Consider the following 25,141-nt stretch of genomic DNA (forward strand, 5'->3'; position numbering starts at 1 on the left):
TGTGACTCAAAACGGTAGTGAGCGCGGCTGCATTTGCATCGTTATCCAGCGTAACTCAGTAAACTCTCTGACGCCCGCAAGCCCACCAAAGCGCCCGTAGCCTGAATCTTTGACGCCACCAAAGGGCATCTGCGCTTCATCGTGTACCGTTGGGCTATTGATATGGCAAATGCCACTCTGAATGCGGCAGGCAATATTCCATGCCCGCGCGGTATCACGGCTGAACACGGCGGCTGAAAGCCCAAGCTCATTATCATTGGCGATAGCCACCGCTTCCTCTTCGCTTTCAGCGCGGATCACCCCTTTAACTGGCCCGAAGGATTCTTCGTGGTAAATACGCATCTCCGGGGTGACAAAATCCAGCACTGTGGCGGGCATCAATGTTGAACTGGCTTTCCCGCCGACCACAATTTTGGCCCCTTTAGCCAGCGCGTCATCAATTAAATCATTGCAGCGCAAAACGGTCTGCACATCAACAACTGAACCCAAAACCGTCGGGCCAAGGCGAGGGTCGCTACACGGTAAACTGGCGGCTTTGGCCGCAAATTTCGCGACAAATTCATCGGCAACGCGCTCATCGACAATGATCCGCTCGGTCGACATACAAATTTGCCCGGAGTTGGCAAACGCGCCGAATGCTGCACAGTTCACCGCAAGCTCGATATCGGCGTCGTGTAACACCAGTAACGGTGCTTTGCCGCCCAGTTCTAACACCACCGGTTTGAGATAGCGCGCGCAGGTTTGTGCAATGATCCGCCCGACATGCGTCGAACCGGTGAAATTCACTCTGCGCACCGCCGGATGGGCAATCATTGCCTCGACAATGCTGGCGGCATCCTGCGGCGCGTTAGTCACAAAGTTAACCACACCGGCAGGGAAACCCGCTTCACTGAGCGCTTCGATGATTAAACCGTGGGTAGCCGGGGAAATTTCAGAGCCTTTTAGCACCACGCAGTTGCCACATGCCAGCGGAGTCGCAATCGCACGGACACCAAGGATGACAGGCGCATTCCACGGCGCGATCCCCAGCACGACGCCTGCGGGTTGGCGGATGGCCATAGCTAAATTGCCTGGCACATCAGAGGGGATGACTTCGCCGTTAATTTGTGACGTGAGGGCGGCGGCTTCACGCAAAATCCCGGCACCTAAATGTACGTTAAATTCTGCCCATTGCGCCGTGGCACCGGTTTCTGCCGCCATGGCGGCGACAAACGCGGCTTGCTTTGCTTCCAGCGCATCAGCGGCTTTCAGAAGCAAAGCGCGGCGCTGATTCGGGCCAGTTTGTGACCAACTGACAAACGCCAGGCTTGCGGCTTCGACGGCGGCACGTGCATCGTGGGTTGTGGCGGCGGGTGCGATAGTGGCGACGTGTTCATCAAGCGGGTTACGGCGTTCAAACGTGGCCTGGTTTTGTGCTTCAACCGCTAATCCATTGATGAACATAGAAATAGATACAGGGGATGTTGGTTGCATAGGACACCTCTTTTGTTATTGAAATGTTAAGGTGTCATCGAGTGTAGACAGGTTCAGGCGGTTTTCCCAGTGGTTTACCCGGCTTATGAGTGGGAGAGCAATTCAGCAATTAACTCACGAACCCAGCGATGCCCGGCATGCCCGTGGCTGCGTTCGTGCCACACCAAATTGACATCAAATTGTTCCGCAAGCCACGGAAGTTCAATCACTGAGAGTAGTTCTGATTTCACCTGCAATAAGCGTCGCGGAACCAGCGCGACAAGGTCGCTGACGGAAACAATCTGAGGCACGAACAAAAATGTGGCCGCCGACATCACGACATTACGTTTGTGGCCGAATGTCGCCAGTGCGTCATCGATGGGCGTGGTAAAGCTGCCACCGCTGGGCGAAACAATCACATGCTCCAGTTGCACAAACTCTTCGATAGAGAGATTTTCTTGAAGAGCAGGGTGATCGCGTCGGCCAATTAGCACATACGTTTCGTCAAACAAATGGCAGCTTCTTAAATGCGATTTCGCTGCATCATGCGAGGCAATAGCGATATCAAGTTCACCGCTGGCCAGCTGTTGTTCAAACTGGGCAGGATTGTAGTGACAGGCCGCGATGCGCACGCCAGGGGCCTGTTGCCGCAAAGCCAGCACCAGCGGCATCACAATCGCCGCCTGCGTGTAGTCGGTGCAGGCGATATTAACGGTCAGCTCTGCTCGTTGCGGGTAAAAATCTTTGTGGGATTGCAGCGTTTGCCGCAATTTTTCAAGAGACTCGCGTACCGGAATAATTAATTCCAGCGCCTTGGCTGTTGGCGTCATTCCGCGTCTTGCTGGGATCAGTAGTGGATCATCAAACATATCCCGCAGGCGGTTGAGTTGGGTGCTCACGGCGGGCTGGCTGAGATGAAGCCTTGCTGCTGCTTTCGTTACATTCTGTTCCGCAAGCAAGGCTTCGAGCGTCAGCAGCAGGTTTAAATCAAGACGTGTGGTATCCATTTGGTGGATTCCTTAACAAAAAACAATCGATTTCTTTTATCCCTGAAATCTCCTGATAATTCAAGCCACACACATATGCATCATCAGGAGAAAGACCATGTCATCGAATCAAAAACCCGTTATCACTGTAGTTGGCGCACTGAGCAAACAAGGGCGCAGCGTAGTACGCACACTACTGGAAAGTCAGCGTTACCAGGTGCGAGCATTAACCCGCCGCATGGATTCCCCGCAAGCACAGGAGTTGGCAAAACTGGGTGTGGAGTTTATCAATGTGCCGCTGGAGCCAGGTCATAAACAGGATTTTATTCAGGCTTTTAAAGGCGCACACGGCGTATTTATGATGACACCGGGTATTACACCAGAAGCGGTTAACGCATCGACACATGAAACGGAATTAGGCAAAGAAATTGCCGATGCTGCCGTGGAAGCGGGCGTACAGCATCTTGTCTTCACCAGCCTGGAAAATGTCGACCGTATTACCGACGGGGCGAAATGGGTGCCACACTTTACCGACAAGGGGCGCATTGAGGACTATATCCGCACGCTGCCCATTTCCAGCTCTTTTATTATGATGGCGTTTTTCTATACCAATTTGCTTGAGTATTACCAGCCGCGCTTTGAGGGCGATACTTTAGTTTTCCCCATCTATTTACCCGAAGATTTTCACGCCCCGTTTGTGGACCCTTTAACTGCCACTGGCCCAGCGGTGCTGGAGATTTTTGATAATCAGAATAAATACACAGGCTGCGCTTTACCGGTTGTTGGCGAATTTCTTTCACCAAAACAGATTGTTGAAACCTTTAGCCGTGTGACCGGGATAAAAGCCGCTTATCGCCCGGCGATGACGCGTGACGAAATGCTGCAATATTTCCCATCATTTGCTGATATGGGCGGGTTAGTTGATGAGCTGGTCGGGATGTCTGACTACGCCGTTGAATATGGTTACTACAGTAAAGAGCGTGATGTGCAATGGAGTCGCCAGGTTAATCCAAACGCATTAACCTGGGAGCAATTTTTGCAAACCACGGGTTGGCAGGGGCAAGGGCATTCTTTCGGGCTTTGAGTCGCCAGTCACTGCGCCATTCAGAATAATCCCGCAAACTAAGAGGAAATGGATTTCCTCTCAGGCAAGAGCAAACATGGCATTAACGATCAGGGTATTACTGGAAAACCGGCGTGCTGACGGCGCAGATGAATTGTTGTGGGCTAAGGCAGGATTGAGTTTGTTGGTGGCGGATGAAACCACCAGCGTTTTATTCGATACCGGCCCTGATAGTAGCTTCGTGCATAACGCAGAAATTCTGGGTGTCGATCTGACAAGCTTAACCGCGACGGTACTTTCCCATGGTCATTATGATCATTGTGGCGGTGTGCCCTGGCTACCAGACAACAGCCGCATAATTTGCCATCCACAGATAGTCAATGAGCGTTACGCGGTAGTGACGCTGGCGGGTTTTAGCCGAAAAATTAAAAAGTTATCGCTGGATATTGATTACTCCCGTCACCGCATGGAGTACAGCCGCACGCCTGTACAGATTAGCGATCGTTTCTTATGGTCGGGAGAGATCCCTGTTGATGAACCCCGAGCATACGGGATGATTAGTGGTAACCCTGCGGCTGCGGATTACGTTATTGACGAGGGCGTTCTGATATATAAATCCGAGCATGGATTGGTGATTATCACCGGTTGCGGGCACCGGGGGATTATCAATATCGTGCGCCATTGCCAGGATATTACGGGCATCAGGAAGGTCTATGCGCTGATTGGCGGGTTCCATTTGCGCAGTGCACCACCGTGGGAATTGTTGCGGGTCAGACGTTTTCTCCATCAACAACAAATAAACAAAGTCCTGGGGTGCCATTGTACCGGTGCATGGGGGCGATGGTGGTTGCCGGAGGTTATTGCTCCGGCGACGGGAGATATTTTTACTTTGTAACGTCAATGCCGGATGTCACGAGTGCTAATCCGGCCTACGAACGGCATTTGTGGGGAAGATAATTAATAACGACTATATCTAATTAAATAATGATAGTTATGCATGATGGTATTGGCTGTTCTGATGAACATAATCAGGATGAGTGATTTATGAATAAACGGTATTTTGCTGTCTGCATAAAGGTAATGTATTCGCCGTGACAGGAATAATTTAAAGAGCATATTTATGTCGCGCAACTCTTGTCGAAATAATATCCGCGCTTGCGGACAATATTGGAGACGAATGTATGTTGCTTATCAAAAAATTCTCGTTGGTATTCTCAACCGCTATTTGCTGTTTCTCAACAGTAGTACAGGCCCAGGCACCCCAACCTACTTGGGTTCCACATCCACCCTCAGAGGTATTTCTCTACCTGATTCCAGGGGTAGTTATCTTTGGGTCGTTGATAGCGATACTCGCTATTCGCGGCTCACTTCCTAAGGAGTGGTCTTTAGCCGACGCACTTTCTGAGGATGTGTTGCTGCCAGCCTTCATCGAAGTTACGACGAAGGACCAGGATGGCGTACCAGTGGTCACAAGACAGCCAATCTATGACAAGAACGGCACACCTGTGCTTGTACCTGTCATGAAGGCAAGTTCGAGTCGCTTAATCGCGCTTATAGGGATGCTGGCCATTCTCTTTATGTACATCGGGTTCGGTTCGTTTGTGTTGTATGACTTTGGGGCAACGAGTACGGTTCCCGACTCGATCACCCAAATAGTCAAATTCCTTCTGGCCGGAATGACACTATTTGCTCCCTACGTAGTGAACAAATTTTCTTCATTATTTAGCGGCCTCACTGCGGGCAAATAATGATTGACGTTTATTCCTTCGCTCGCTAATTGAATAGTCTTTTACGTCGAACGCTCTATAGAGGAGATCGCTATGTTTGCTCAAAATAAGATAGAGTCACTTCAATTATCACTTAAGTCATTAGAGTTATATGAGGATAAAATAGATGGAATCATTGGGCCTAATACAATAGCTGCGATAAAAAAACTCGAAGCACTGGTTCACGAACAACCCAGCATCGAAAAACCAATATCTGGCGATTCAGCAGAAAAACCCGATGTGATCAATACTCTCACTGACGGGCAGGGCGCAGATATCGAAGATGCGCTGATATTCACCTTGAAAAATGAAGGGGGATATTCAGAACATCCAGATGACAAAGGAGGGGCGACGAATAAAGGAATTACGATTGGCACACTCTCCACATATCTTGGAAGAAAAGATGTCTCTAAAGATGAAGTAAAAAATTTAAGCTATGAAACAATAAAGATGATTTATAAAAGATATTATTGGGACGCATTAAACCTTGATGCTGTACAAGATCAAAGTATCGCAACTGCGTTGTTCGATATCGGGATAGTGTGCGGTACCGGTACCGCCATTGGTTTTTGCCAGGAGATATTAGGGTTACCCCAAACCAGGAAAATGGATACCGCTACACTAAATAAAATTAATAGCACGACAGATGAAGAATTGATCCCTCCCTTTGCCGAGAGAACGATTAGCTATTTCGACGCTATCGTTGCAAAAAAACTATCCCAGGCCGTTTTTTTAAAAGGCTGGAAAAACAGAGCCAATCGGCTGTTATCACTTATTGATAAGGATGATTTTGAAGCCGTCGTTCCTGTATCGGTGGACGGTATTATTGGCGAAGGGCTTCAGCAACTTGCGAAGCAAGCTGGTGTTCCACAGGCAGATATTGACAAAATGATCGACTGGCAGACCCAAAACAAACCATTATCCAACCCTCGATATTGGGTTGTTTTTAAGATCCATGAGCATTCAAAAAATAAAAGAATGCATATTTTTGACCGTGTAGCGAATACCGTCCAAAGTATTCACGCGGTTCATGGTACCGGTAGTGATCCGAATAATGATGGGTTAGCCACTGAATTTTCAAATATCCCAGAGTCGCACCAGAGTTCATTAGGGCTTTATAAAACCCTGGGAACTTACACTATGGCTAAACATGGCAGGGCGCTAAGGCTCGATGGACTTGAAGACACTAACAACAATGCTTTGAAACGCGGAATCGTGTTTCATGGTGTCCCTTATGCGGGAGATGAGTACGTTAAACAACATGGTCGGTGTGGGCGCTCTTTTGGTTGTCCGGCAGTAGAGTATGCACTTGTTCAGGATCTCATCGACAAGATTAAAGGCGGTTCGCTGTTGTTAATTTCATGAATTATCTGGTTTGTTGTTAAACACCATAATCTCTATCTAAATCACAGGTGACTAATATGGCCTTTGACCCTAAGAAAGATAATATTGCAATTACACTCAGCTATATGAAGTTATTGAAAAGCTCAGACATATTTTTTGATGGTTATAGTGAACCCTATGTCCTTTCGCTTGCCATTGATGCTGAGAATGCGAAAAACCCAACTCTGTATTACCAAACTATTCCCTTTCCAAAGGTGAAGGAGGGTGGCTCCGTATCCATAATGGGTGATGGCCTTCTTTTATATGGCCCAAAAAATCCGGGGGCATTTGTTACGTTATCTGCTCTGTTTATGGAATCAGATCGTGATGTCAGAAAAATGGGTGGGATAATAAATGGTATTATATCCAGCCAGGCAGCTGAATTGGGCCTCAAGGCTGCCATTGCGGCGAATCCTGGTTCAGCGATAGCGATTGCCATCATAAAAGAATTAGCACTTTATGTTTCCGGTGCCTTAGCAAAAAATGGAGACGATGAACTATTCAAAATAGAAGGATCATTTTTACGGGATCAATATTCTCCTTACCATGTTAATCATGTTTATGAATATAGAAATGAATATATTGGTGCAAATATTAATATATTGCCACTTAAGTCTGGTGACGACAGTACAGGAGAGGTCAATAAGATAGATCTATGACCCAATAATATGCACCCAACACGTCCGAAAGATTTGTTGGGTGCATCAGTGCAAGTGTCATCCACCATTTTCAGATCAAACCAATAACTCCCGCAACTGCTGGCGTTGTTGCTCGCTCACATCCAGCGGATGGCGATAACCGATGTTTTCCAGCGCGCGGGTGTACAGCGCCACCAGCCAGTCGTAAACATACAGCGTATTGCCGCGAGCAGGTTGGTCGCCCAAACGCACCAGGCGGGTGCTGGCGGTTGCCTGGGCTTGCGGGGTAAACACGGGTGAACCTTTGTTGACGCGGCTTGCCGGGCGTAATGCTGGTTCAATCTGCGCGTAGCCTAACCAACTGACAAAATCCCCCAACACCGCGCTTACACAGGTGATTTCCTGCGCCATGCTGCCATCGCCATGGCGCAACGCCGTGTCGAGTTGTTCCGATAGTTTCAGGCGATAACTGGCGATGATCAGCAACTGGCACAAGGCCTGAAGCTGCGTGTTGTCTAGCCCGCAAAGCTCGGCAATTTCCTGGCGCGCTGCCAACTGGCGCAGATGGTTAATCCACAACAGATGCACCACGCTTGCGAAGCTGTCGATGCCCGCTGTTTGTGGGTTAGGGCTCTCTTCGTCGGCGAACAGGTCGATATCCAGGCTAAAACCAACGGGTTGTTGTTTGCGCAATTGCTGATGACTCAACCAGCTTTGTTGCAGCACATGGCGTTCTGGCAGCAGGCTGGCGAGCAGTTCACCATGGCTGGCAGCGCGAGTCTGTAGTGTCCGCACCAGATCTTCTGCCTGCGAACGTGCGCGCTCCGGCGTGAGGTTTTCGCCGTCGAGAAGATGAGCGAACAGGGCGCTGATTTCTGTGTTCAGCGCGGCCTGTAACATTTCAATGCGCAGCGTGCGTTGCGCGGGAACCAGTGCGTCCGTCAACCATCCCAGCAAACGGTGCATATTCCGGCTGTCCAGCGCTTGCAGCGTACCCCAGCGTTTGCCCAGCAGGCCGATAATACGCTGCACGCCTTCATCCAGATTTGCGCCGCTAAAACGGGCATCTCGCGGGGTAATCGCCCAAATTAAACCTGGTGTGGTGGTGTTGCTGGCCTGGGTTTTATCTACCCAACGTGCCAGCATTTTACCTGCGGCGTTCACTTCGCTGCGCTCTGATGCCGCATTGCACACCACTAATTTATCGGGTTGCAGATATTGTGCGTAATCGTCGAGTTGCAGCAGGGGAATATCCACCACATCGACGTGTGGCAACTGGGGTAAATGGTTAAGCGTCAGCGTGATTTCGGCACACAGTTGCTGCAAATCAAGCAGTGAAAGACTCACTTGCGTAGCGATTTCCTGATTGAACAGCGGGCAGACCAGCACGTCGGCATTGATTTCCACCACGTCTGGTGTGGTCGGGAACAGAAAACCTTCCACGGGAAGTAAAAAGGTATCCACCAGCAAATTGGCAGGCGCCAGCACCTGGCGGGCATAACCCAAATGATTCAGCATCTCGGCAAGATGTTGCCACTGCGCGGTGCTGGTGGCGTTGTCGCCCCATAGCGGAGCCAGCAGCGCGGCCTGATCGGCACTGCTCAGCCACGGCATCAGCTCAGCCATTTGCTGCCACAGCGCGCTGCCCAGATGATACTGGCGACGCACCACTTGATGATAAGCCTGCGCAATATCAGACAGTTGCAACTGGGTTATCGCTGGGTTAGGTTGCGCCAGGCGCTTAGTCTGCAATTCCCGAAGTCTTGCGGCGATCGCCTCAGGTTGCGCAAAACGGGCAGCTGACGTGGCGTGATACTGGCGAATCAGGCGTTGAGCCAGTTCGCTTGCATTACACAGCGTCAGCAGCAGCGGGTAATGTTCCGCAACCGGTAATTCGCGGCGGGTAAAGCGCACCGCCACACTCGCGGCATGGCCAGGGTTAATGTGCGTCAGGTAATCCAGCACTTTGCCGCCAAGCAAAATCTCAATGCGCTGGAAGTTATCGCCCAATAACGTGGTCAGCAGATGGTGTTTGCCGTCTACCGAGTGGCCATATAAACCAAAAGTTAGTGGCTGCTCCGCCTGCAAGTTAATCTGAATCTGGCGTTGCTGAAGGGCGGCTATGTTATGCAGCAACCCATCGGCTTCGTTGTCAATGAACGGAACCGACAGACGAGCCTGCTGTAGCCAATCCACTAATTGTTGCAGCGTTGAGGTTTTTGAAGTCATTTTTGGTACACGCTCCCGCTGTCAATCCAGTAATGGCTGGCACCGCTGTAGCTTCCTGCCAGAGTATTCAATTTAAAACTTAATTGGTTGAGCGGCACTTTGCTGCCGTCCTGCAACCAGGCTTCCGCCAGCACAAAAGCGTCGGCTTCGCGCGTTTGTTGCAAGCGCACGTTTAATACGCCTTCTCCGGCAATGGATTTGGCTAGTTGCGGCGAGTTGATTGCCAAAGTGTAGAGCGGCGTGGCAGGCCAGCGCGCATCGTCAAGCTGGCGGAACCCCAGGCAGGCGTTACCGCGCAATGGGAAATGCAGGCGGGTATCCAGCGTGGATTTGGGATCGTCGAGATCGATATCGCGATACCAGACATTTTTCTCGACCAGTGTGTTGTTGCCATCCAGCATCCCCAGGTAACGCACTGTGGAATAAGCCTGAATGTCGGACGCTTTAAAGTTAAAGCCAGGCAAACGTAAATCCATCGCCAGGCTGCACAACATGGCCCCTACGGCCGCGGTGGATTTCGGGTTGCCGATGCGGCCTTGCTGGCTAAACGGATACCATTCATGAGTCTGATAGTTATCCAGCCAGACGATACGGTTGACTGGCACCGGCTGCTGGTAGCGTAACAGCGCCTGCACGCCCGGCAAGCAGCCTGGTCGGCCAGTGACCAACAACACATCGCAACAGTAATGGCTGATGACTTCACACAACGCTTGCAGCGGGGCGGTCAGCGTAAACTGGCCTGCCAGCATCGCTTCTTGTAACTTGGCCAACTCAACATGTAGCGGTACGCTAAACAAATCAAATGCCGGGGCATCGGCAGGCAGGGCGTGTTGGACCGCCTGTTGAACATAGTTAATCACGTTATCGGTTGGGCGCTGGGTTAGCAGTTCGCCAAACGTCGCTTCCAGCATCGCGTGGCTGTCATCCGGGTCGCTATTTTCCCAGCACGACAACACGGCATGGCCAAGCGGGATAAACAGTTGCAGCGCCGTTTGTTGGCGCAGCGTGCCACGCGTATCCATCCGTCCGGATTCGCCAAACAGCGTAGTCATTAATCCTGCGGTATCTGCCACACCCGCCCGATGAATTTGTGTCTGAAGTGCGGGCAATACGCAACGCTGGATAACATCCAGCAGAATGTCGTCTCCCGCCACTTTGAACCCTTCACGGAACAGTAAACGTGGCGTGATTTTGACGTTGCTGCCGACGCCTTCATCCAGATGATATTGGGTGATCGCCATGTCCGTGGTGCCGCCACCAATATCAATTGAGGCGACACGCAGCGTTTTACCCGGTAGCTCATCGGCGGCTAATTTGCGGTCTGGGCGCGCCAGGCTTTGGAAGAAGTTCCCGCTTTGCCCCGCATAGTTGACCAGCGCTTCGTTATACAACCACACCAGTTGCCCGCAGGTGGCTTCGTCCCATTCCATCTGCACATCAGGAACCGGAACCACACTTTTCTGGAAATCACGATCGTTGCTGAAACCGTCATCCGTCGGGTGCCATTCCATTGCTTTCCACACCAGCCCAACCGCTTCCTGCATCCGCTGGCGGAAGATTTCACGCTCTTGTTTCGGCATCGCCGACGGCAGAGTGAGGATCAGATGGCGCAACTGCCGTGGCGCATTCAGGTGGCCCATGCTTTGGCGCGAGCCGACGCTGTTGATTTGCATCAGCGCCTGCGCCAGTAATTCACACAGCATTAAGGTCATCAACGAACTGCGGCTGTATTGCGGCGAGAACACTGGCAGGCGATCTTCTAACGGTAATGAATAGAGCGGTTGCCCGTCGTCGTTCATCAGGTTCATTAACGGGAAAGCGGTGGCCAGCGGTTCGCGCTGCGTTTTCACGCCCATCTGGCTAAAGCGCCAGTCCTGGTTGGCCGGTGTTTCATCCCACAAATAGCGGCGTGGGCTGGAAATACCACTGGCACCTTCGGTTCCTAAACGGGCAGATGCCATGCTGCGTGCTTCATCACCGACGCGGGCAATCGATGGCCAGACAAATGCGTCATCGCGGCCACTTTCTACCGAGCAATGTTGTTTGCCGAATTTGGCCTCTGAGAACTCGAGGCGGCTGGTGAACATCGCTTCATTGATGGTTTGCGGTTCGCTGAGCGAACGAATTTGCAGCTCGGCGGTCTGGCGCAGGCCATCGTTCGCTTCGCCGTGGTCTTCAATCAACACGCCGCAAGTGTGAGTGTTACCAACGTCCAGTACCAGATCGACCGGAATGGCAGGCGCTTGCAGCGTGGCGGTGACAATTTTCACTTCCGGCACCGCCAGTTGTGCACCAAGCATCTCAATAATATTGAGGTAGTGCGCCTGATACTCGAAGGTTTTCAGCGCATGGCTGAGTTCACGCTCGCTGCGTGACTCGTGGCGCGTAACAAATTGTGTGAACACTTCGCGTAACCAGCCATCAACCCAGGTCTGGTCAATAAAATCGTTAATTTCTTCGTTTTGCCAGGCCAGCGCAAAGCGTGCGCCGTTACGCACATCATTTTGCGTGGGAGCCAGATGTGCGGCTGGGTTGTCGTCAGCCAGAATTTTGGTGTCCAGCGCGAGGGTAATACGCACTGTGTTGCCTGCGGAGTCCGGTGTTTCAAGGCTGCGAATTTGCACCCGCGCCCAGTTATCCGGGCCGCCAACAAAGGTGCGCGGCGGGTTAAAACGCAGGAACGGCAGCGGCAGCCAGGTTTTATCCAGCAGTTTTAGCGAGTGACCCAGCGTGATGATGCTTTCAGGTTTGACGACTTCGGGAGCGGCTCCCTGAGTGCCGGGCAGGGTGAACTTGCCAGGCACGACATCGTAATCAAGGCGCAGCAGTGGGCCATTTGCCGTTTTACGCACAAAGCGCCCGGTGTGCGGGGCGTCTGGCTGCGGCGCCAGGCCGAAATCCAGAAACTGAATGCCGCTGTCTTTAATGAGCGTCACGCTCGGTTTATAGGGATACAGGGTGGCAAGCATGGCTTAATCACTCACTTTTTTAAATGTCACAGGCACCACGGTGTCACCTTGATAGCGCCCGGTGCACTCCGCGACATCATTCGCGCCAGCATTACAGGCAATTTCCGGCAGCGGGTAGCGCGAACCATCGCTACAACGTGCATTGCCACGGGTTTTAATCATCAATGTTCCGGACTGCATCAACCCTGAAAAGACTTCCGCTTTACAGACAATGTTGTCGCCATGAACCAGGCGCACAGTGCCTTTGTTTTTGGCGATTTGATAACGCAGCGTCGGCGGTTTGCCGGTAATCGAATCTTTCACATTGATGGCGACGCGCCAGCTGCCGTTAAGGAATTTGGTGGAACCGGCTTTTAATGCGTCGGCGGGTAAAATCAGCGCGCCTTTGGGAATCTCAGCAGGCGTAACCACCGGCTCTGGCTCAGGCGCGGGCGATTCGATAACGGCAGCCTGGGCAACAGGCAATGTGGAAACGTGGGCAACGGGTTGCGCCTGAATCACCGCCGGAGCGATAACCTTTGGTTTAACTTCTGGGGCAATTTGCGCTAAAGGTTCTGCGTGCGGGGTCGATATCAGAAACCAGGCGAGCGGGGCAGCGATGCTGGCAATAATCGCTGCCGCAACGGGCAGCAACCAGCGCCGTGTTTTTTTAACCGGTGAAACATCAGGCACAGTTTGGGCAACGGGCTGTTGCACTGGCAGCGTTTCGATGACGGGTTCGGCAATAATAATAGAAGGCGCAATAGAATAGAGCGGCTCATCCGGCTCGCTAAGCACCACCACAGGCGGATCGGCAGGCGGCGGTTCGGGAAGAAACTCGATAACCGGTTCATGTTCTTCAACGATGCGTAAACAGTCCATGGCATCGGTACGGGCGTCAGTATTGAGGCTGACAAAGCCCCAAAACGTGAGAACCGGTTTGCCGTCAACCAGATAGACATGCTGGCTGCCTGGAAACTGTAACGCATTCGCCAGCAACGAACCAAACAGCTGGATAGCCGTTTTTTCCGCCTGCTGGCAGCGCTGAATTAACGAGGCGACATTGGCCTGGCAGTTATCGAGGTAACGCAGGGCTTTTTTGCGTTGTTCATCACTCGCTGCCGCCCAACTGACGACTGTGCCTTCAAATGGCGCGTACCAGTCAACCCGGTCACCTTCATCGTTTGGCTGCGGGATTGCCAGACTATCGACCACTGCCTGCTGTTTGCGTAAGCGCAATGTTTCGCGAATTTGTAGCGCTGAGTCGAATACGGTCTGCCCGTTTTCGCCTAGCGAAAGGAAGTCATCTAAGCATCCGCTGCGCAATAATGTTTTTGCCACGTCATCAATCCTGCTGTTTTCAGCTCAGTTTGAGCCATCTTCACGCTTGCCACTTTACTGAAAGCTTGCGCAAGTGAACGGTGGAAGAGACGGGTTTTTTCTCTAATTATCGGGCGATTGCACTTAAGTCATTGGGACGTTCCCTGGTTTTGTGCTACTCATTATTCTTCGCAACTCGTTCGGGAGCGCGCCATAAATGCCGCAAACATTGCCGTTATTACTGGTTCAAATGGGTCATCCGCCGTTAGATATTCGCAAAGCTGTAGGTGAACAGCCGCAGTGGTTTAACGCGGCATTGGGGGATGTTGGCCCGATTAGCGTGGTGTGCCCGTTTGAAGGGGAAGCACTTCCCGCTGTCGGCACGTTTAGCGGCGCGGTGATTACCGGTTCATGGGCAATGGTGACGGACCATGAAGAGTGGAGTGAGCGCACCGCCGAGTGGCTGCGGGAAATTATCGAGGCGGGTGTGCCGGTTTTGGGGGTGTGCTACGGGCACCAGTTGATGGCTTACGCGCTGGGTGGTGTAGTGGATTACCATCCAAAAGGCAGCGAAGTGGGGCAAATAGCCGTCACGCTTAATGACGCCGCCCAGCACGACCCGCTTCTTAGCGGCCTGCCAAATTCGTTCGATACCTTTTTAAGCCACGAGCAAAGCGTGCTCGCGCTGCCTAAAGGTGCAGTGGTGTTGGGCGCATCCAGCCACGACCCGCATCAGATAGTTCGTTACTCGCCAAGCGCATTCTCAGTGCAATTCCACCCGGAATTTAGGGCGCCAGTGATGAATAAAATCATTACCAGCCGCAGTGAAAGGGTGGCGATGAAAGGCAAAGATCGCGATGCTTTACTGGCGGCTGTCAGTGACACGCCAGTTTCACGTTCGATCCTTCAGCGATTCGTTGCATTGTTGTAAAAATGAATGGCGGGAGATCGTGCTGTATTTGACGGAAAACTGCACAAATATCCCTGTTTCTGAATAACGTGAGAGCCTTTTGTTATTTGTCAGCGGCCCTGGGTTATGGTGTGATTCATCCTTAAAAATAATAAGTTCACTCATCATTTTGGCAAGCAAACAAAAGGTAAAATCATGTCGACAGGGAAAACCCTCCTCGCGTTGCTGTTAACCAGCTTATTACCCGCCAGCTCCGCATTCGCTGCCGCGAATAACACCCTGGTTTACTGCTCAGAAGCCTCTCCAGAATCCTTCAACCCACAAATCGCCAGTTCCGGGCCAACGTTTGTTGCCAGCTCGCAAACGTTATACAACCGGCTGGTTGAATTCCGCCCGAGTGATAACCTGCCGGTGCCGTCTTTGGCGACAGAGTGGAAAATCAGCCCGGACGGTAAAACCTACACATTCACGCTGCGCAAAGGCGTGAAGTTCAATAGCAATAAAGAGTTTAAACCGACGCGCGATTTCAACGCCGACGACGTGGTGTTCTCGGTGATGCGACAAAAAGACCCGAAACACCCGTACCACAATGTCTCGCAGGCAAGTTACGAATATTTCAACGATGTTGGCCTCGATAAGCTCATCACTGAAGTGAAGAAGATCGATGACAATCACGTTCAGTTCACTTTGAGTGAGCCAAATGCGGCCTTCCTCGCAGACTGGGGAATGGACTTTGCGTCGATTCTTTCGGCTGAATACGCCGATGCGATGCTAAAAGCGGGCACGCCAGAAAAGGTCGATACCGCACCCATCGGCACCGGCCCGTTTGCGTTGCAGGAATACAAAGTGGATTCGTTGATTCGCTACGTGGCAAACCCGAATTACTGGAATGGCGAAGTGCCAACTAAACACCTGATCTTCTCGATTACGCCAAACGTGCAAACGCGCATGGCGAAATTGCAGAAGAACGAATGCCAGATTATCCCCGCACCAGCACCGGTACAGTTCGAAGCCATTAAAGCCGATAAAAACCTCGAGCTGCATACCGTCGATGGTTTGAATGTCGGTTATCTGGCGTTTAATACCACCAAAAAACCGTTCGACAACGTGCTGGTTCGCCAGGCGCTGAATTACGCCGTCGATAAACAAGCCATTATTAATGCCGTGTTTATGGGCTCGGGCACCATTGCAAAATCACCGATTCCACCAGCCATGTTAGGTTTTGATAAAGATCTGAAAGATCGCAGCTACAACCCAGCCAAAGCCAAAGAGTTGCTCAAGCAAGCGGGCCTTGAGAAGGGCTTCGATACCGATTTATGGTCGATGCCAGTGCAACGCCCATACAACCCGAATTCACGTCGCATCGCCGAGATGATTCAGCATGACTGGGCGAAAGTGGGCGTGAACGCGAAAATCGTCACCTTTGAGTGGGGCGAATATCTTTCAGGTATGCGTAAAGGCGAACATTCCTCCGCATTATTTGGCTGGATGAGCGACAACGGCGACCCGGACAACTTCGCCGATACCTTGCTCGGTTGCGGCAGCATCCAAAGTGGTTCCAACGCCGCGCGGTGGTGCGACAAGCAGTACGATGCGCTGACACAGAAAGCAAAACTGACCAGCGACCCGGCCGCACGCGCCAAACTTTACGAGCAGGCACAAGAAGTGTTCTACCAGCAAGCACCGTGGATCCCACTCGCTAACGGCAAAACCTTCTACGCCACGCGCAGTAATGTGACGGGTTACAGTGTGAGCCTGAACGGTAGCGACTTCTCGAAAGCAAAATTGAACTGATAAGCTTTTGTGTAGGTCGGATTCGCGTTAGCGACCTCCGACATTATTGGCATTAATGGTGGATGACGCCTTCGGCTTATCCCCCCTACAAGACAGCAGTTGTAGGGATGAATGTTAGCGACATCCACCGTTAAAAAGACAGGAATAACGACATGGAGTCATTTTTTTCAACCACTGCAAACTGCCGCGTCCGCTGGCTGGACTTGCCCGGCAGCGGCACACCGCTTGTATTTGTTCATGGCCTCGGTTGCGCCTCATCTTATGAATATCCCCGCGTCGTTGCTGATAAAAATTTTGCTGGACGAAGGGCGATTCTTATCGACCTCCCCGGTTACGGATATAGCGAAAAACCCCGCGATTTCAGTTATTCAATTAAAGAACAGGCGCAAGTGGTGGCTGAACTTATTGGTCATCTGAAACTGGAGAAGTATTTTCTCTATGGTCATAGCATGGGCGGCAGTATCTGTATTGAAGCAGCAGAATTATTGACGGCAAATTTATCCGGGCTGATCGTTTCAGAGCCTAATTTCCATGCGGGCGGCGGCTTTTTTAGCCAACAAATTTGCAGCGTAACTGAAGCGAATTATGTCGCAGATCGGCATAATGCAATGGTTAACAATGAAAATGGCCCATGGTCAGGAAGTTTAGCGGCAGCGGCCCCCTGGGCTGTATGGCGTGGAGCGGAAAGTCTGATCAAGGGTAATCATTGGTTAACGATTTTCGCGCGCATGGAGAAACCGCGTTCGTTGATCTTTGGCGAACAATCGCTCCCCGACGGTGATTTCACCCAAGTTCAAAACGGGGGCATTAGCACATCGGTATTAACCGAATGCGGGCATTCCATGTCATGGGAGAATCCAGCGACATTGGCCGGAGCCTTAGATTCATTCTGTAAACAGCACGAATGATTAATGATCTTGAGAAAATCACCGCGGAGTCATAAGGTATACCTCTAAAATTAAGGAGATAGTTATGGCGCACCTGGAAGATGTTATTGCCCGCGTAGACGCAGCGGTAACTGAAAATGTGATTGAGCATATGAATGAGTTGCTGATTGAACTGAGCGACGATGCTGAGTTAACCCGCGAAGACCGTTACGCACAGCAGCAGCGTTTACGTAACGCCATTGCGCAGAAGGGCCATCATCACAAAGCGGAAGTGGAACAGCGCCGTGATGATTTAACCAAAGGCGGCACCATTATTTAAGTTTCAGAAAGTGTTATCACAAACCGCCTTCGTTGAAGGCGGCGTGATAAGAAACAAAGACGAAAAAGTTAAGCGGTTTTCACTTCCGGTTGCATATTCATCATACGGTTTAGCCACGGCACCATTGCGGCCATAATCAGCGCGATAACAAAGGTCGTGATGCCAATTTTGCTGAACACACCAGTATAAATCGGCAGCGTTTGCAGCGGATCGTTAAGGGATTCTGGCACTGCCGTGAAGGTGGCAACGTAGCCGCCGAGCAGGAAGGCCGCGGCCTGGGTCAGGAACCACATCCCGAGAATAAAGCCCATCATAGTTTGCGGCACCAGCGCTGCGACCATTGCTAAACCTAACGCGCTTATCATCAGTTCACCCAAACTCTGGAACAAATACACCAGCACGATAAACCACGGTGAGGTCAGCCCTTGCGCGTCAGCAAACCACATCCCAGCGGCGGCGGCAGTTAAAAAGCCTAACGAACACAGGAACATGCCGAGAGTGAACTTGGCAGGCATCGTCAGATCTTTGCCTTTGGCACCAAAACGGGTATACAGCGAAGCCAGAATAGGGCTGGCGACCACCACCCAGAATGGGTTCAGAGCCTGAAAACTGACGGGGTTGATAGTAAAACCGAGAATTTCATGGCGCACGTTATTGATAGCAAAGAAGTTCAGCGACGTCGGCATCTGGGCATACAGAATGTAAAACAGTACCGCTTCAATCATTAGCACAAAGGCGACGTACATGCGGTTGCGATCGCTTTTGTTTTGCTTCGCGGCCTCACGGAAGAAGAGGAAAATCACGATGATGGACAGCACAATTAACACAATATTGGCCACTTTTACGTTATGCATCAGCCAGGCACAAACGTAAATCATCAGCACAGTTCCCGCTAAAACCAGCAGTAAGTTTTTGTAGCTCATCGGCTTGCTATCGGGTTCCGAGCCGATGTCGCGCACCATGCCACGGCAGCAGAAATAAACCAGCAATGCGAAGACTAAGCCAATGCCGCACAGGTTGTAGGTAACGGCGTAGCCATATTTGTTGGCAATGACGGGAGCAAGAGACAAAGACAACAAAGAACCAATGTTGATAGACATGTAAAAGAGGGTGAATGCGCCGTCCAGACGGGGATCTTTTGGCGGATAACATTTTGAAAGCAGACTGGCTGGGTTGGCTTTAAATAGCCCGTTGCCCACCGCAATGGTGCCCAGGGCAATAAAGATCATATCAGGATTATGCAGCGACAAACCGGTCATAAAGTAGCCCAGCGCCAGTACCACGGCACCAAGAACCATCGTGCGTTTTGTTCCTAATAAATGATCGCCAACATAACCACCGATTGAGATCAGCCCGTAAACCAGTGCGGCAAAGGCACCAAAGGTAACAAAGGCCTGTTCCTGTGAAAAACCGAGCTCTTTAACGAAGAAAACGGCCAGAATACCTTGCACGCCGTAGTATCCAAAACGCTCCCATAACTCAACAAAAAAAATCATAAAAAACGGTTTAGGTTGCTGCAATAAACCGGTAGGGGCGGGCTTATTCATGTTCGTTTGCCTTTAGACATTTTAAGGAAGTATAAGCAGCTATTGGCGCTATACCTAAGTTCGATCTGTGATGGAATCGTATTCTATTTTGCGCATCCGCATGCGGTGTTAATGCCGCATTTGAGACAATACTTAGGGTATTGTATGGTTAATTTGCTTTCCTGGTGGTTGATCACACTATCAAATCACGAGCATGACATTTTTATGTTTTCCCGGGGATTTTCGTAGGTCGGATAAGCTTAAGCGTCATCCGACAAATCTAAAATATAAGAAAATAATATGAAGTTATCTATTTGCACCTTTCTGGATAATTAACTTAATCCTTCGCTCTATAATAGTGCGAAAAATGAATGATGCGTTCTTAGGTATATTTAAATCTCTTGATTATCAGCGCTGTAAATACCTGGCACGGTAAATGCTTTATTTGCTCCATCTTGTATACCAGATGGGATTCCAGTTTATGTCAGTGGCAACCTTGCCTGAATGGGTCGCGAGTTACCGCCAGCATCCGCAACAGCTAGTGGCGGCATATCAGCAATTAAATGCAAATTTATCCCGTGATGATAATGCGTGGATATATATCGCCACGCAGGATGAAATTTATGCACAATTAACCACAATTTTTCAGGCAATTAATTCTGGTGAAAAGCAAGTAGCAGATTTTACATTATTAGGCGTTCCTTTTGCGGCGAAAGATAATATTAATGTTGCCGGAATGCCCACCAGCGCGGCGTGCCCGGCATTTACTTACACCCCTGAAAAAGATGCAACGGTGATAGCCCGCCTGAAAGCGGCCGGGGCGATTGTGGTCGGTAAAACCAACCTCGACCAGTTTGCCACCGGATTAGTCGGCACTCGCTCTCCGTTTGGTGCAGTAAAAAATACCTTCAACCCTGAATATGTCAGCGGGGGTTCCAGTTCGGGCTCCGCATCGGTGGTGGCTCGCGGGCTGGTGTGCTTTGCGCTGGGAACCGACACTGCCGGTTCAGGCCGCGTGCCAGCAGGTTTTAACAATATTGTTGGTCTGAAACCGACCAAAGGTTGGGTTTCTACTGCCGGTGTGGTTCCTGCGTGTCGATTGAACGACTGTGTTTCAGTGTTCGCATTAACCGTTGAAGATGCTGAAACCGTTGCAGCGATTGCTGGCGGTTACGATCGGCAAGATCCATACTCCCGCGCCAACCCGCAGACCGCTCCGGCACGTTTTAGTGAAAAACTCCGTTTTGCTATTCCCGATCGGCTTGAATTCTTTGGGGACCGTTTAAGTGAAGTGGCTTTCGCCAAAACCCTGGCGCGTTTGCAGCAGCAGGGCGCGGAACTGGTACCGATTGATTTCACGGTGTTTAACGAGTTAGCCGCTCAACTGTATAACGGCGCGTGGGTGGCCGAGCGCACCGTTGCGGTTGGCGATATTTTCAAAAATAAGCCTGAAGCCATGGACCCAATCGTGCGCGGTATTGTGGCAAACGGCCTGAACTACACGGCTTGTGATGCCTGGCAGGCGGAATACACCCGCGCTGAACTCTCGCGCCAAATTAACGCGCAACTCAGCGAGTTTGACGCGCTGGTGGTGCCAACGTCTCCGACTATTCATACCCTCGCTGAAATGGCGCAGGAACCGGTGCGCTACAACTCGCAATTTGGCACCTACACCAACTTTACCAACCTGGCTGACCTCTGCGCGCTGGCGCTGCCGGGGGATTTCCGCGCAGACGGAATTCCTGCCGGAATCACGCTTATCGCGCCCGCATGGCATGACCAGGCGCTGAGTCACTTCGGCAAAAGCTGGCAGCAGGCGTTGGACCAGCCGCTGGGTGCGACTGAAAAAGCACTTCCTGCGACCATTACCGCAAAAATCTCGGCAAACCACGTTCGCGTTGCCGTGGTGGGCGCACATCTGCGTGGAATGCCGCTCAACCACCAACTCACCACGCGCAATGCGGTGTTTATCGAAGAATCGCGCACCGCTGCCAATTATCGCCTTTATGCGCTGGCCAATACTCAGCCGCCAAAACCGGGCCTTGCCCGCAGTCTGGAAGGGCAGCCGATTGCCGTAGAACTATGGGATATCCCGCTGGCTAGATTCGGTGAATTTGTGGCGGAGATCCCCGCGCCGCTTGGGATCGGTACTTTGACTCTGGAAGACGGCAGGAGCGTGAAAGGGTTTATTTGCGAACCCGCAGCACTAAGCGATGCCACGGATATTACCGCGTGGGGCGGCTGGAAAGCCTGGCTTGCCCGTCACCACAGCGCCTGAGGAGATGAAAAATGTTTAGCTCAGTATTGATAGCCAACCGCGGTGAAATTGCTGTTCGCGCCATTAAAACATTGAAAAAAATGGGGATCGCCAGCGTGGCGGTGTATTCCGAGCCCGACGCCAATGCACAGCATGTGATGGATGCCGACGTCGCCATCGCGTTGGGCGGTGAGAAAGCGGCTGAAAGCTATCTTGATATCGAGAAAATCATCGCGGCAGCCAAACAAAGCGGCGCGCAGGCGATTTTCCCAGGCTACGGTTTTTTGTCCGAACGCGCGGAATTTGCCCAGGCGTGTGCTGAAAACGGCCTCGTTTTTATCGGCCCCACCGCTGAACAAATCCGTGACTTTGGGCTGAAGCATTGCGCTCGCGACCTGGCGTTTAAAGCTGATGTACCGATGACGCCGGGAACCGGTTTGCTGTTAACGCTGAAAGAAGCACAACTGGCGGCAGCTGAAATTGGTTACCCGGTAATGCTGAAAACTACCGCTGGTGGTGGTGGCATTGGCCTGACACGTTGTGAAGATGAAGCGAGCCTGGTTGACGCCTGGTCGAGCGTAAAACGCATGGGACAGCAGTTTTTCAGCGACGATGGTGTGTTTATCGAGCGTTTTGTCGACCGCGCCCGCCATCTTGAAGTGCAAATTTTTGGCGACGGCAAAGGCAAAGTGGTGGCGCTGGGCGAACGCGATTGTTCATTGCAACGCCGTAACCAGAAAGTTGTTGAAGAAACGCCCGCGCCAAATTTACCGCAGGCCACGCGTGAAGCTATTCACGCCGCCGCCGTGGCACTAGGCGAATCGGTGAATTACCGCAGCGCAGGCACCGTGGAGTTTATCTACGATGCTGCTCGCGATGCGTTTTACTTCCTCGAAGTGAATACCCGTTTGCAGGTAGAGCACCCGGTTACCGAAATGGTCACCGGTCTGGATCTTATCGAATGCATGATTAATGTGGCCGCGGGCGTCACGCTGGACTGGCAACGTCTGGTGCGGCCCCCAAAAGGTGCCGCCATTGAAGTGCGCATTTACGCCGAAGATGCGCTGAAAAACTTCCAGCCAAGCCCCGGCGTGCTGACCGACGTTTTCTTCCCGGAAGATGTTCGCGTTGATGGTTGGGTTAGCACCGGCAGTGAAGTGAGTGCGTTCTACGATCCGATGATCGCCAAAGTGATCGTTTATGGCGACGATCGTCAGCAGGCGTTAAGTAAACTGAACACCGTACTTGCCGCCACGCGTTTACACGGTATCGCCACCAACCTCGATTACCTGCGCCAAATCGTGCAACTGGCAGAATTTAAAGCCGGAATGATGTGGACGCGTTTGCTTGATGGTGTGGAATACCAGGCGCATGCGATTGAAGTGCTGGAGCCGGGCACCTGGAGCAGCGTGCAGGACAGCCCAGGCCGACTGGGTTACTGGGACATTGGCGTGCCGCCATCGGGGCCAATGGACGATTTTGCGTTTCGCCTCGCAAATCGCATTGTCGGCAACCATCCGTCAGCCGCCGGGCTGGAATTTACCCTGCAAGGGCCAACGCTGCGTTTCCACAGTGCGGCGACCATTGCCTTAACGGGCGCGGATTGCCCGGCAACGCTCGACGATGAAGCGGTTCCTTACTGGCAGCCGGTGATTGTGAAAGCAGGGCAAACGCTAAAGCTGGGGCGTGCGATTTCGGGTTGCCGCACCTATCTGGCGGTGCGTAACGGAATTGATGTGCCGGTGTATCTCGGTAGCCGCTCAACGTTTGCCCTTGGGCAGTTCGGCGGCCACGCCGGGCGCACCTTGCGAGTGGCGGATGTGCTGGCAATTTCCCAGCCTTGCTTGCCAGCCTGCACCACGCCTGCGCCGATTTCACTGCCGCAAACGCCGGAACCGGCGGTGATTCCGCAGTACAGCGATGTGTGGGAAATCGGTGTGTTGTACGGGCCACACGGTGCACCTGATTTCTTCACGCCGGAGTCGATGCAAACGTTCTTTGAGTCCGAATGGCAGGTTCACTACAACTCCAACCGCCTTGGCGTGCGATTAGTTGGCCCGAAACCGCAGTGGACGCGAGCTGACGGTGGCGAAGCGGGGCTGCATCCTTCCAACGTTCACGACTGTGAATACGCGATTGGCGCGGTGAATTTTACCGGAGACTTCCCGGTGATTTTGACCCGCGACGGCCCAAGCCTTGGCGGGTTTGTTTGCCCGGTAACCATCGCCAAAGCGGAACTGTGGAAAGTCGGGCAGGTGAAGCCTGGCGACCGTATTCGCTTCCACGCCATTACTTTTGAACATGCTCAGTCGCTGGAAATCGCCCAGGACGTGGCGGTCACTAATTTGCTGCACGTGTTGAACCTACCGGATTTGCACCCGTCGATCACCCCAACTACCACTTCAAGTGCGGCAATTCTCGCAGAACTGGCGGCGCAGGGTGATTTACCGGCGGTGGTTTACCGCCAGGCAGGTGACAACTATGTGCTGATCGAATACGGCGACAACGTGCTGGATTTGGCGCTGCGCCTGCGTATTTATCTGCTGATGAAAGCCATCAATCAGGTCGGGGTTTCCGGCATTGAAGAGCTTTCGCCGGGCGTGCGTTCGCTGCAAGTGCGTTACGACAGCCAGCATATTTCCCAGTCGCAATTGCTCACTTTGCTGCTTGGCCTGGAAAAACAGCTCGGCGATGTCACGAAACTTAAAATCCCGTCGCGTATTGTGCATTTGCCGATGGCCTTTGAAGACAGCGCAACCCTTGCCGCCGTTGAGCGTTACAAAGAAACCGTGCGCGCCGATGCGCCATGGCTGCCCAATAACGTTGATTTTATTCAGCGCACCAATGGGCTGGCGCACCGCGACGAGGTTCGGGAGATCATCTTTAACGCCAGTTATTTGATTCTGGGTTTGGGAGATGTGTATCTCGGCGCACCGTGCGCAGTGCCGCTCGACCCGCGCCACCGCTTACTCAGTTCGAAATATAACCCAGCGCGCACCTGGACTGCCGAAGGCACCGTCGGGATTGGCGGCATGTATATGTGCATCTACGGCATGGATTCACCCGGTGGATACCAACTGGTGGGGCGCACGCTGCCTATCTGGAATAAATTCCTTAAAAACGAACAGTTTGGCGACGAACCATGGCTGCTGAAATTCTTCGACCAGGTGCGTTTTTATCCGGTAACGGAAGATGAGTTGACCGAGTTCCGCAGCGCTTTCCGTGAAGGACGCGCGCAGGTGCGTGTTGAAGAAGTCGAGTTTGATTTTGCCGCTTACACCACGTTCCTTGCCGACAACGCCGATGACATTGCTGATTTCCGCCAGCACCAACAACTGGCATTTAACCGCGAAGTGGCGAACTGGAAAGAGCAAGAAAGTGCTGCCATTGAGATCGCGATGCAGGCGGAGCCGCTGGATATTGAAGACCAGGAGGGCCATCTGGTGAGTGCCGATTTGAACGGCAATATCTGGAAAATCCTCGTGGAACCTGGGCAAACGGTGAAGCAGGGTGAGCCGTTGATTGTGGTGGAAGCCATGAAGATGGAACTGATGGTGGCCGCACCATGTGATGGCACGGTCTTGCGAATCAGTTGCCAGCAAGGGCATCCGGTTGGGCCGGGCGATGCGTTGTTGTGGCTGGATGCGGTGTGATGTTTGGTGA

17 protein-coding genes are annotated in these 25,141 nt (G+C 52.0%); 11 read left to right on the plus strand and 6 right to left on the minus strand.

What is annotated here, in order from left to right:
* Nucleotides 1-6: 6 nt before the first annotated feature.
* Both D8682_RS02505 and D8682_RS02510 read right to left on the minus strand, forming a co-directional pair.
* Nucleotides 7-1,473 carry an aldehyde dehydrogenase gene (locus D8682_RS02505; RefSeq protein WP_121813436.1) on the minus strand — a complete coding sequence of 489 codons (1,467 nt, stop codon included), beginning with the start codon at nt 1,471-1,473 and terminating at the stop codon, nt 7-9.
* 83 nt (nt 1,474-1,556) lie between these two features.
* Nucleotides 1,557-2,459, minus strand: coding sequence for a LysR family transcriptional regulator (locus D8682_RS02510; RefSeq protein ID WP_121813437.1), 903 nt, complete (start codon nt 2,457-2,459; stop codon nt 1,557-1,559).
* 97 nt (nt 2,460-2,556) lie between these two features.
* Between D8682_RS02510 and D8682_RS02515 the strand changes: the two genes are divergently transcribed.
* The 5 genes from D8682_RS02515 to D8682_RS02535 all read left to right on the plus strand — a co-directional run bounded on the left by D8682_RS02515 (nt 2,557) and on the right by D8682_RS02535 (nt 7,309).
* The gene (locus D8682_RS02515) at nt 2,557-3,522 is read left to right on the plus strand and encodes an NmrA/HSCARG family protein (RefSeq protein WP_121813438.1); all 966 of its coding nucleotides are present in this window, start codon (nt 2,557-2,559) and stop codon (nt 3,520-3,522) included.
* A gap of 76 nt (nt 3,523-3,598) precedes the next feature.
* Nucleotides 3,599-4,396, plus strand: a complete 798-nt coding sequence (locus D8682_RS02520; RefSeq protein ID WP_121813439.1) for an MBL fold metallo-hydrolase — start codon at nt 3,599-3,601, stop codon at nt 4,394-4,396.
* Nucleotides 4,397-4,682: 286 nt separating this feature from the next.
* Nucleotides 4,683-5,249 (plus strand): hypothetical protein, encoded by a 567-nt coding sequence (locus D8682_RS02525; RefSeq protein ID WP_064546852.1) that lies wholly within the window; start codon nt 4,683-4,685, stop codon nt 5,247-5,249.
* Nucleotides 5,250-5,321: 72 nt separating this feature from the next.
* Nucleotides 5,322-6,632, plus strand: a complete 1,311-nt coding sequence (locus D8682_RS02530) for a murein L,D-transpeptidase catalytic domain-containing protein (RefSeq protein ID WP_121813440.1) — start codon at nt 5,322-5,324, stop codon at nt 6,630-6,632.
* A gap of 56 nt (nt 6,633-6,688) precedes the next feature.
* Nucleotides 6,689-7,309 carry a hypothetical protein gene (locus D8682_RS02535; RefSeq protein ID WP_121813441.1) on the plus strand — a complete coding sequence of 207 codons (621 nt, stop codon included), beginning with the start codon at nt 6,689-6,691 and terminating at the stop codon, nt 7,307-7,309.
* Nucleotides 7,310-7,384: 75 nt separating this feature from the next.
* Here D8682_RS02535 and D8682_RS02540 read toward each other — a convergent pair whose 3' ends face one another.
* The 3 genes from D8682_RS02540 to D8682_RS02550 are packed head-to-tail and all read right to left on the minus strand — an operon-like array spanning nt 7,385 to nt 13,806.
* Nucleotides 7,385-9,517, minus strand: coding sequence for a virulence factor SrfC family protein (locus D8682_RS02540; protein WP_121813442.1), 2,133 nt, complete (start codon nt 9,515-9,517; stop codon nt 7,385-7,387).
* Complete coding sequence (locus D8682_RS02545) at nt 9,514-12,486, minus strand: virulence factor SrfB (protein ID WP_121813443.1); 2,973 nt, start codon at nt 12,484-12,486, stop codon at nt 9,514-9,516. Before D8682_RS02545 ends, D8682_RS02540 begins: the two co-directional genes overlap by 4 nt.
* Nucleotides 12,487-12,489: 3 nt before the next feature.
* Nucleotides 12,490-13,806, minus strand: coding sequence for an SrfA family protein (locus tag D8682_RS02550; protein ID WP_121813444.1), 1,317 nt, complete (start codon nt 13,804-13,806; stop codon nt 12,490-12,492).
* A gap of 196 nt (nt 13,807-14,002) precedes the next feature.
* Here D8682_RS02550 and D8682_RS02555 point away from each other — a divergent pair, with 196 nt between their 5' ends.
* The 4 genes from D8682_RS02555 to D8682_RS02570 all read left to right on the plus strand — a co-directional run bounded on the left by D8682_RS02555 (nt 14,003) and on the right by D8682_RS02570 (nt 17,695).
* Nucleotides 14,003-14,716 (plus strand): glutamine amidotransferase, encoded by a 714-nt coding sequence (locus D8682_RS02555; protein WP_121813445.1) that lies wholly within the window; start codon nt 14,003-14,005, stop codon nt 14,714-14,716.
* Nucleotides 14,717-14,890: 174 nt separating this feature from the next.
* Nucleotides 14,891-16,489 (plus strand): ABC transporter substrate-binding protein, encoded by a 1,599-nt coding sequence (locus D8682_RS02560; protein ID WP_121813446.1) that lies wholly within the window; start codon nt 14,891-14,893, stop codon nt 16,487-16,489.
* Between the two features lie 152 nt (nt 16,490-16,641).
* On the plus strand, nt 16,642-17,397 hold the full coding sequence (locus tag D8682_RS02565) for an alpha/beta fold hydrolase (RefSeq protein WP_121813447.1): 756 nt from the start codon (nt 16,642-16,644) through the stop codon (nt 17,395-17,397).
* A gap of 64 nt (nt 17,398-17,461) precedes the next feature.
* Nucleotides 17,462-17,695, plus strand: coding sequence for a DUF2526 family protein (locus tag D8682_RS02570; protein WP_064518779.1), 234 nt, complete (start codon nt 17,462-17,464; stop codon nt 17,693-17,695).
* A 68-nt stretch (nt 17,696-17,763) separates the two neighbouring features.
* Here D8682_RS02570 and dtpB read toward each other — a convergent pair whose 3' ends face one another.
* Nucleotides 17,764-19,242, minus strand: coding sequence for a dipeptide/tripeptide permease DtpB (gene dtpB / locus D8682_RS02575; protein ID WP_064546835.1), 1,479 nt, complete (start codon nt 19,240-19,242; stop codon nt 17,764-17,766).
* A 460-nt stretch (nt 19,243-19,702) separates the two neighbouring features.
* On the opposite strand from dtpB, the gene atzF reads away from it, so the two are divergent.
* Both atzF and uca read left to right on the plus strand, forming a co-directional pair.
* On the plus strand, nt 19,703-21,499 hold the full coding sequence (gene atzF / locus D8682_RS02580) for an allophanate hydrolase (RefSeq protein WP_121815616.1): 1,797 nt from the start codon (nt 19,703-19,705) through the stop codon (nt 21,497-21,499).
* A gap of 11 nt (nt 21,500-21,510) precedes the next feature.
* The gene (gene uca, locus D8682_RS02585; RefSeq protein WP_121813448.1) at nt 21,511-25,131 is read left to right on the plus strand and encodes an urea carboxylase; all 3,621 of its coding nucleotides are present in this window, start codon (nt 21,511-21,513) and stop codon (nt 25,129-25,131) included.
* The last annotated feature ends 10 nt before the right edge of the window (nt 25,132-25,141 follow it).

Origin of the sequence: Buttiauxella sp. 3AFRM03, from assembly GCF_003675305.1 — a bacterium.
GTDB lineage: Bacteria > Pseudomonadota > Gammaproteobacteria > Enterobacterales > Enterobacteriaceae > Buttiauxella > Buttiauxella ferragutiae.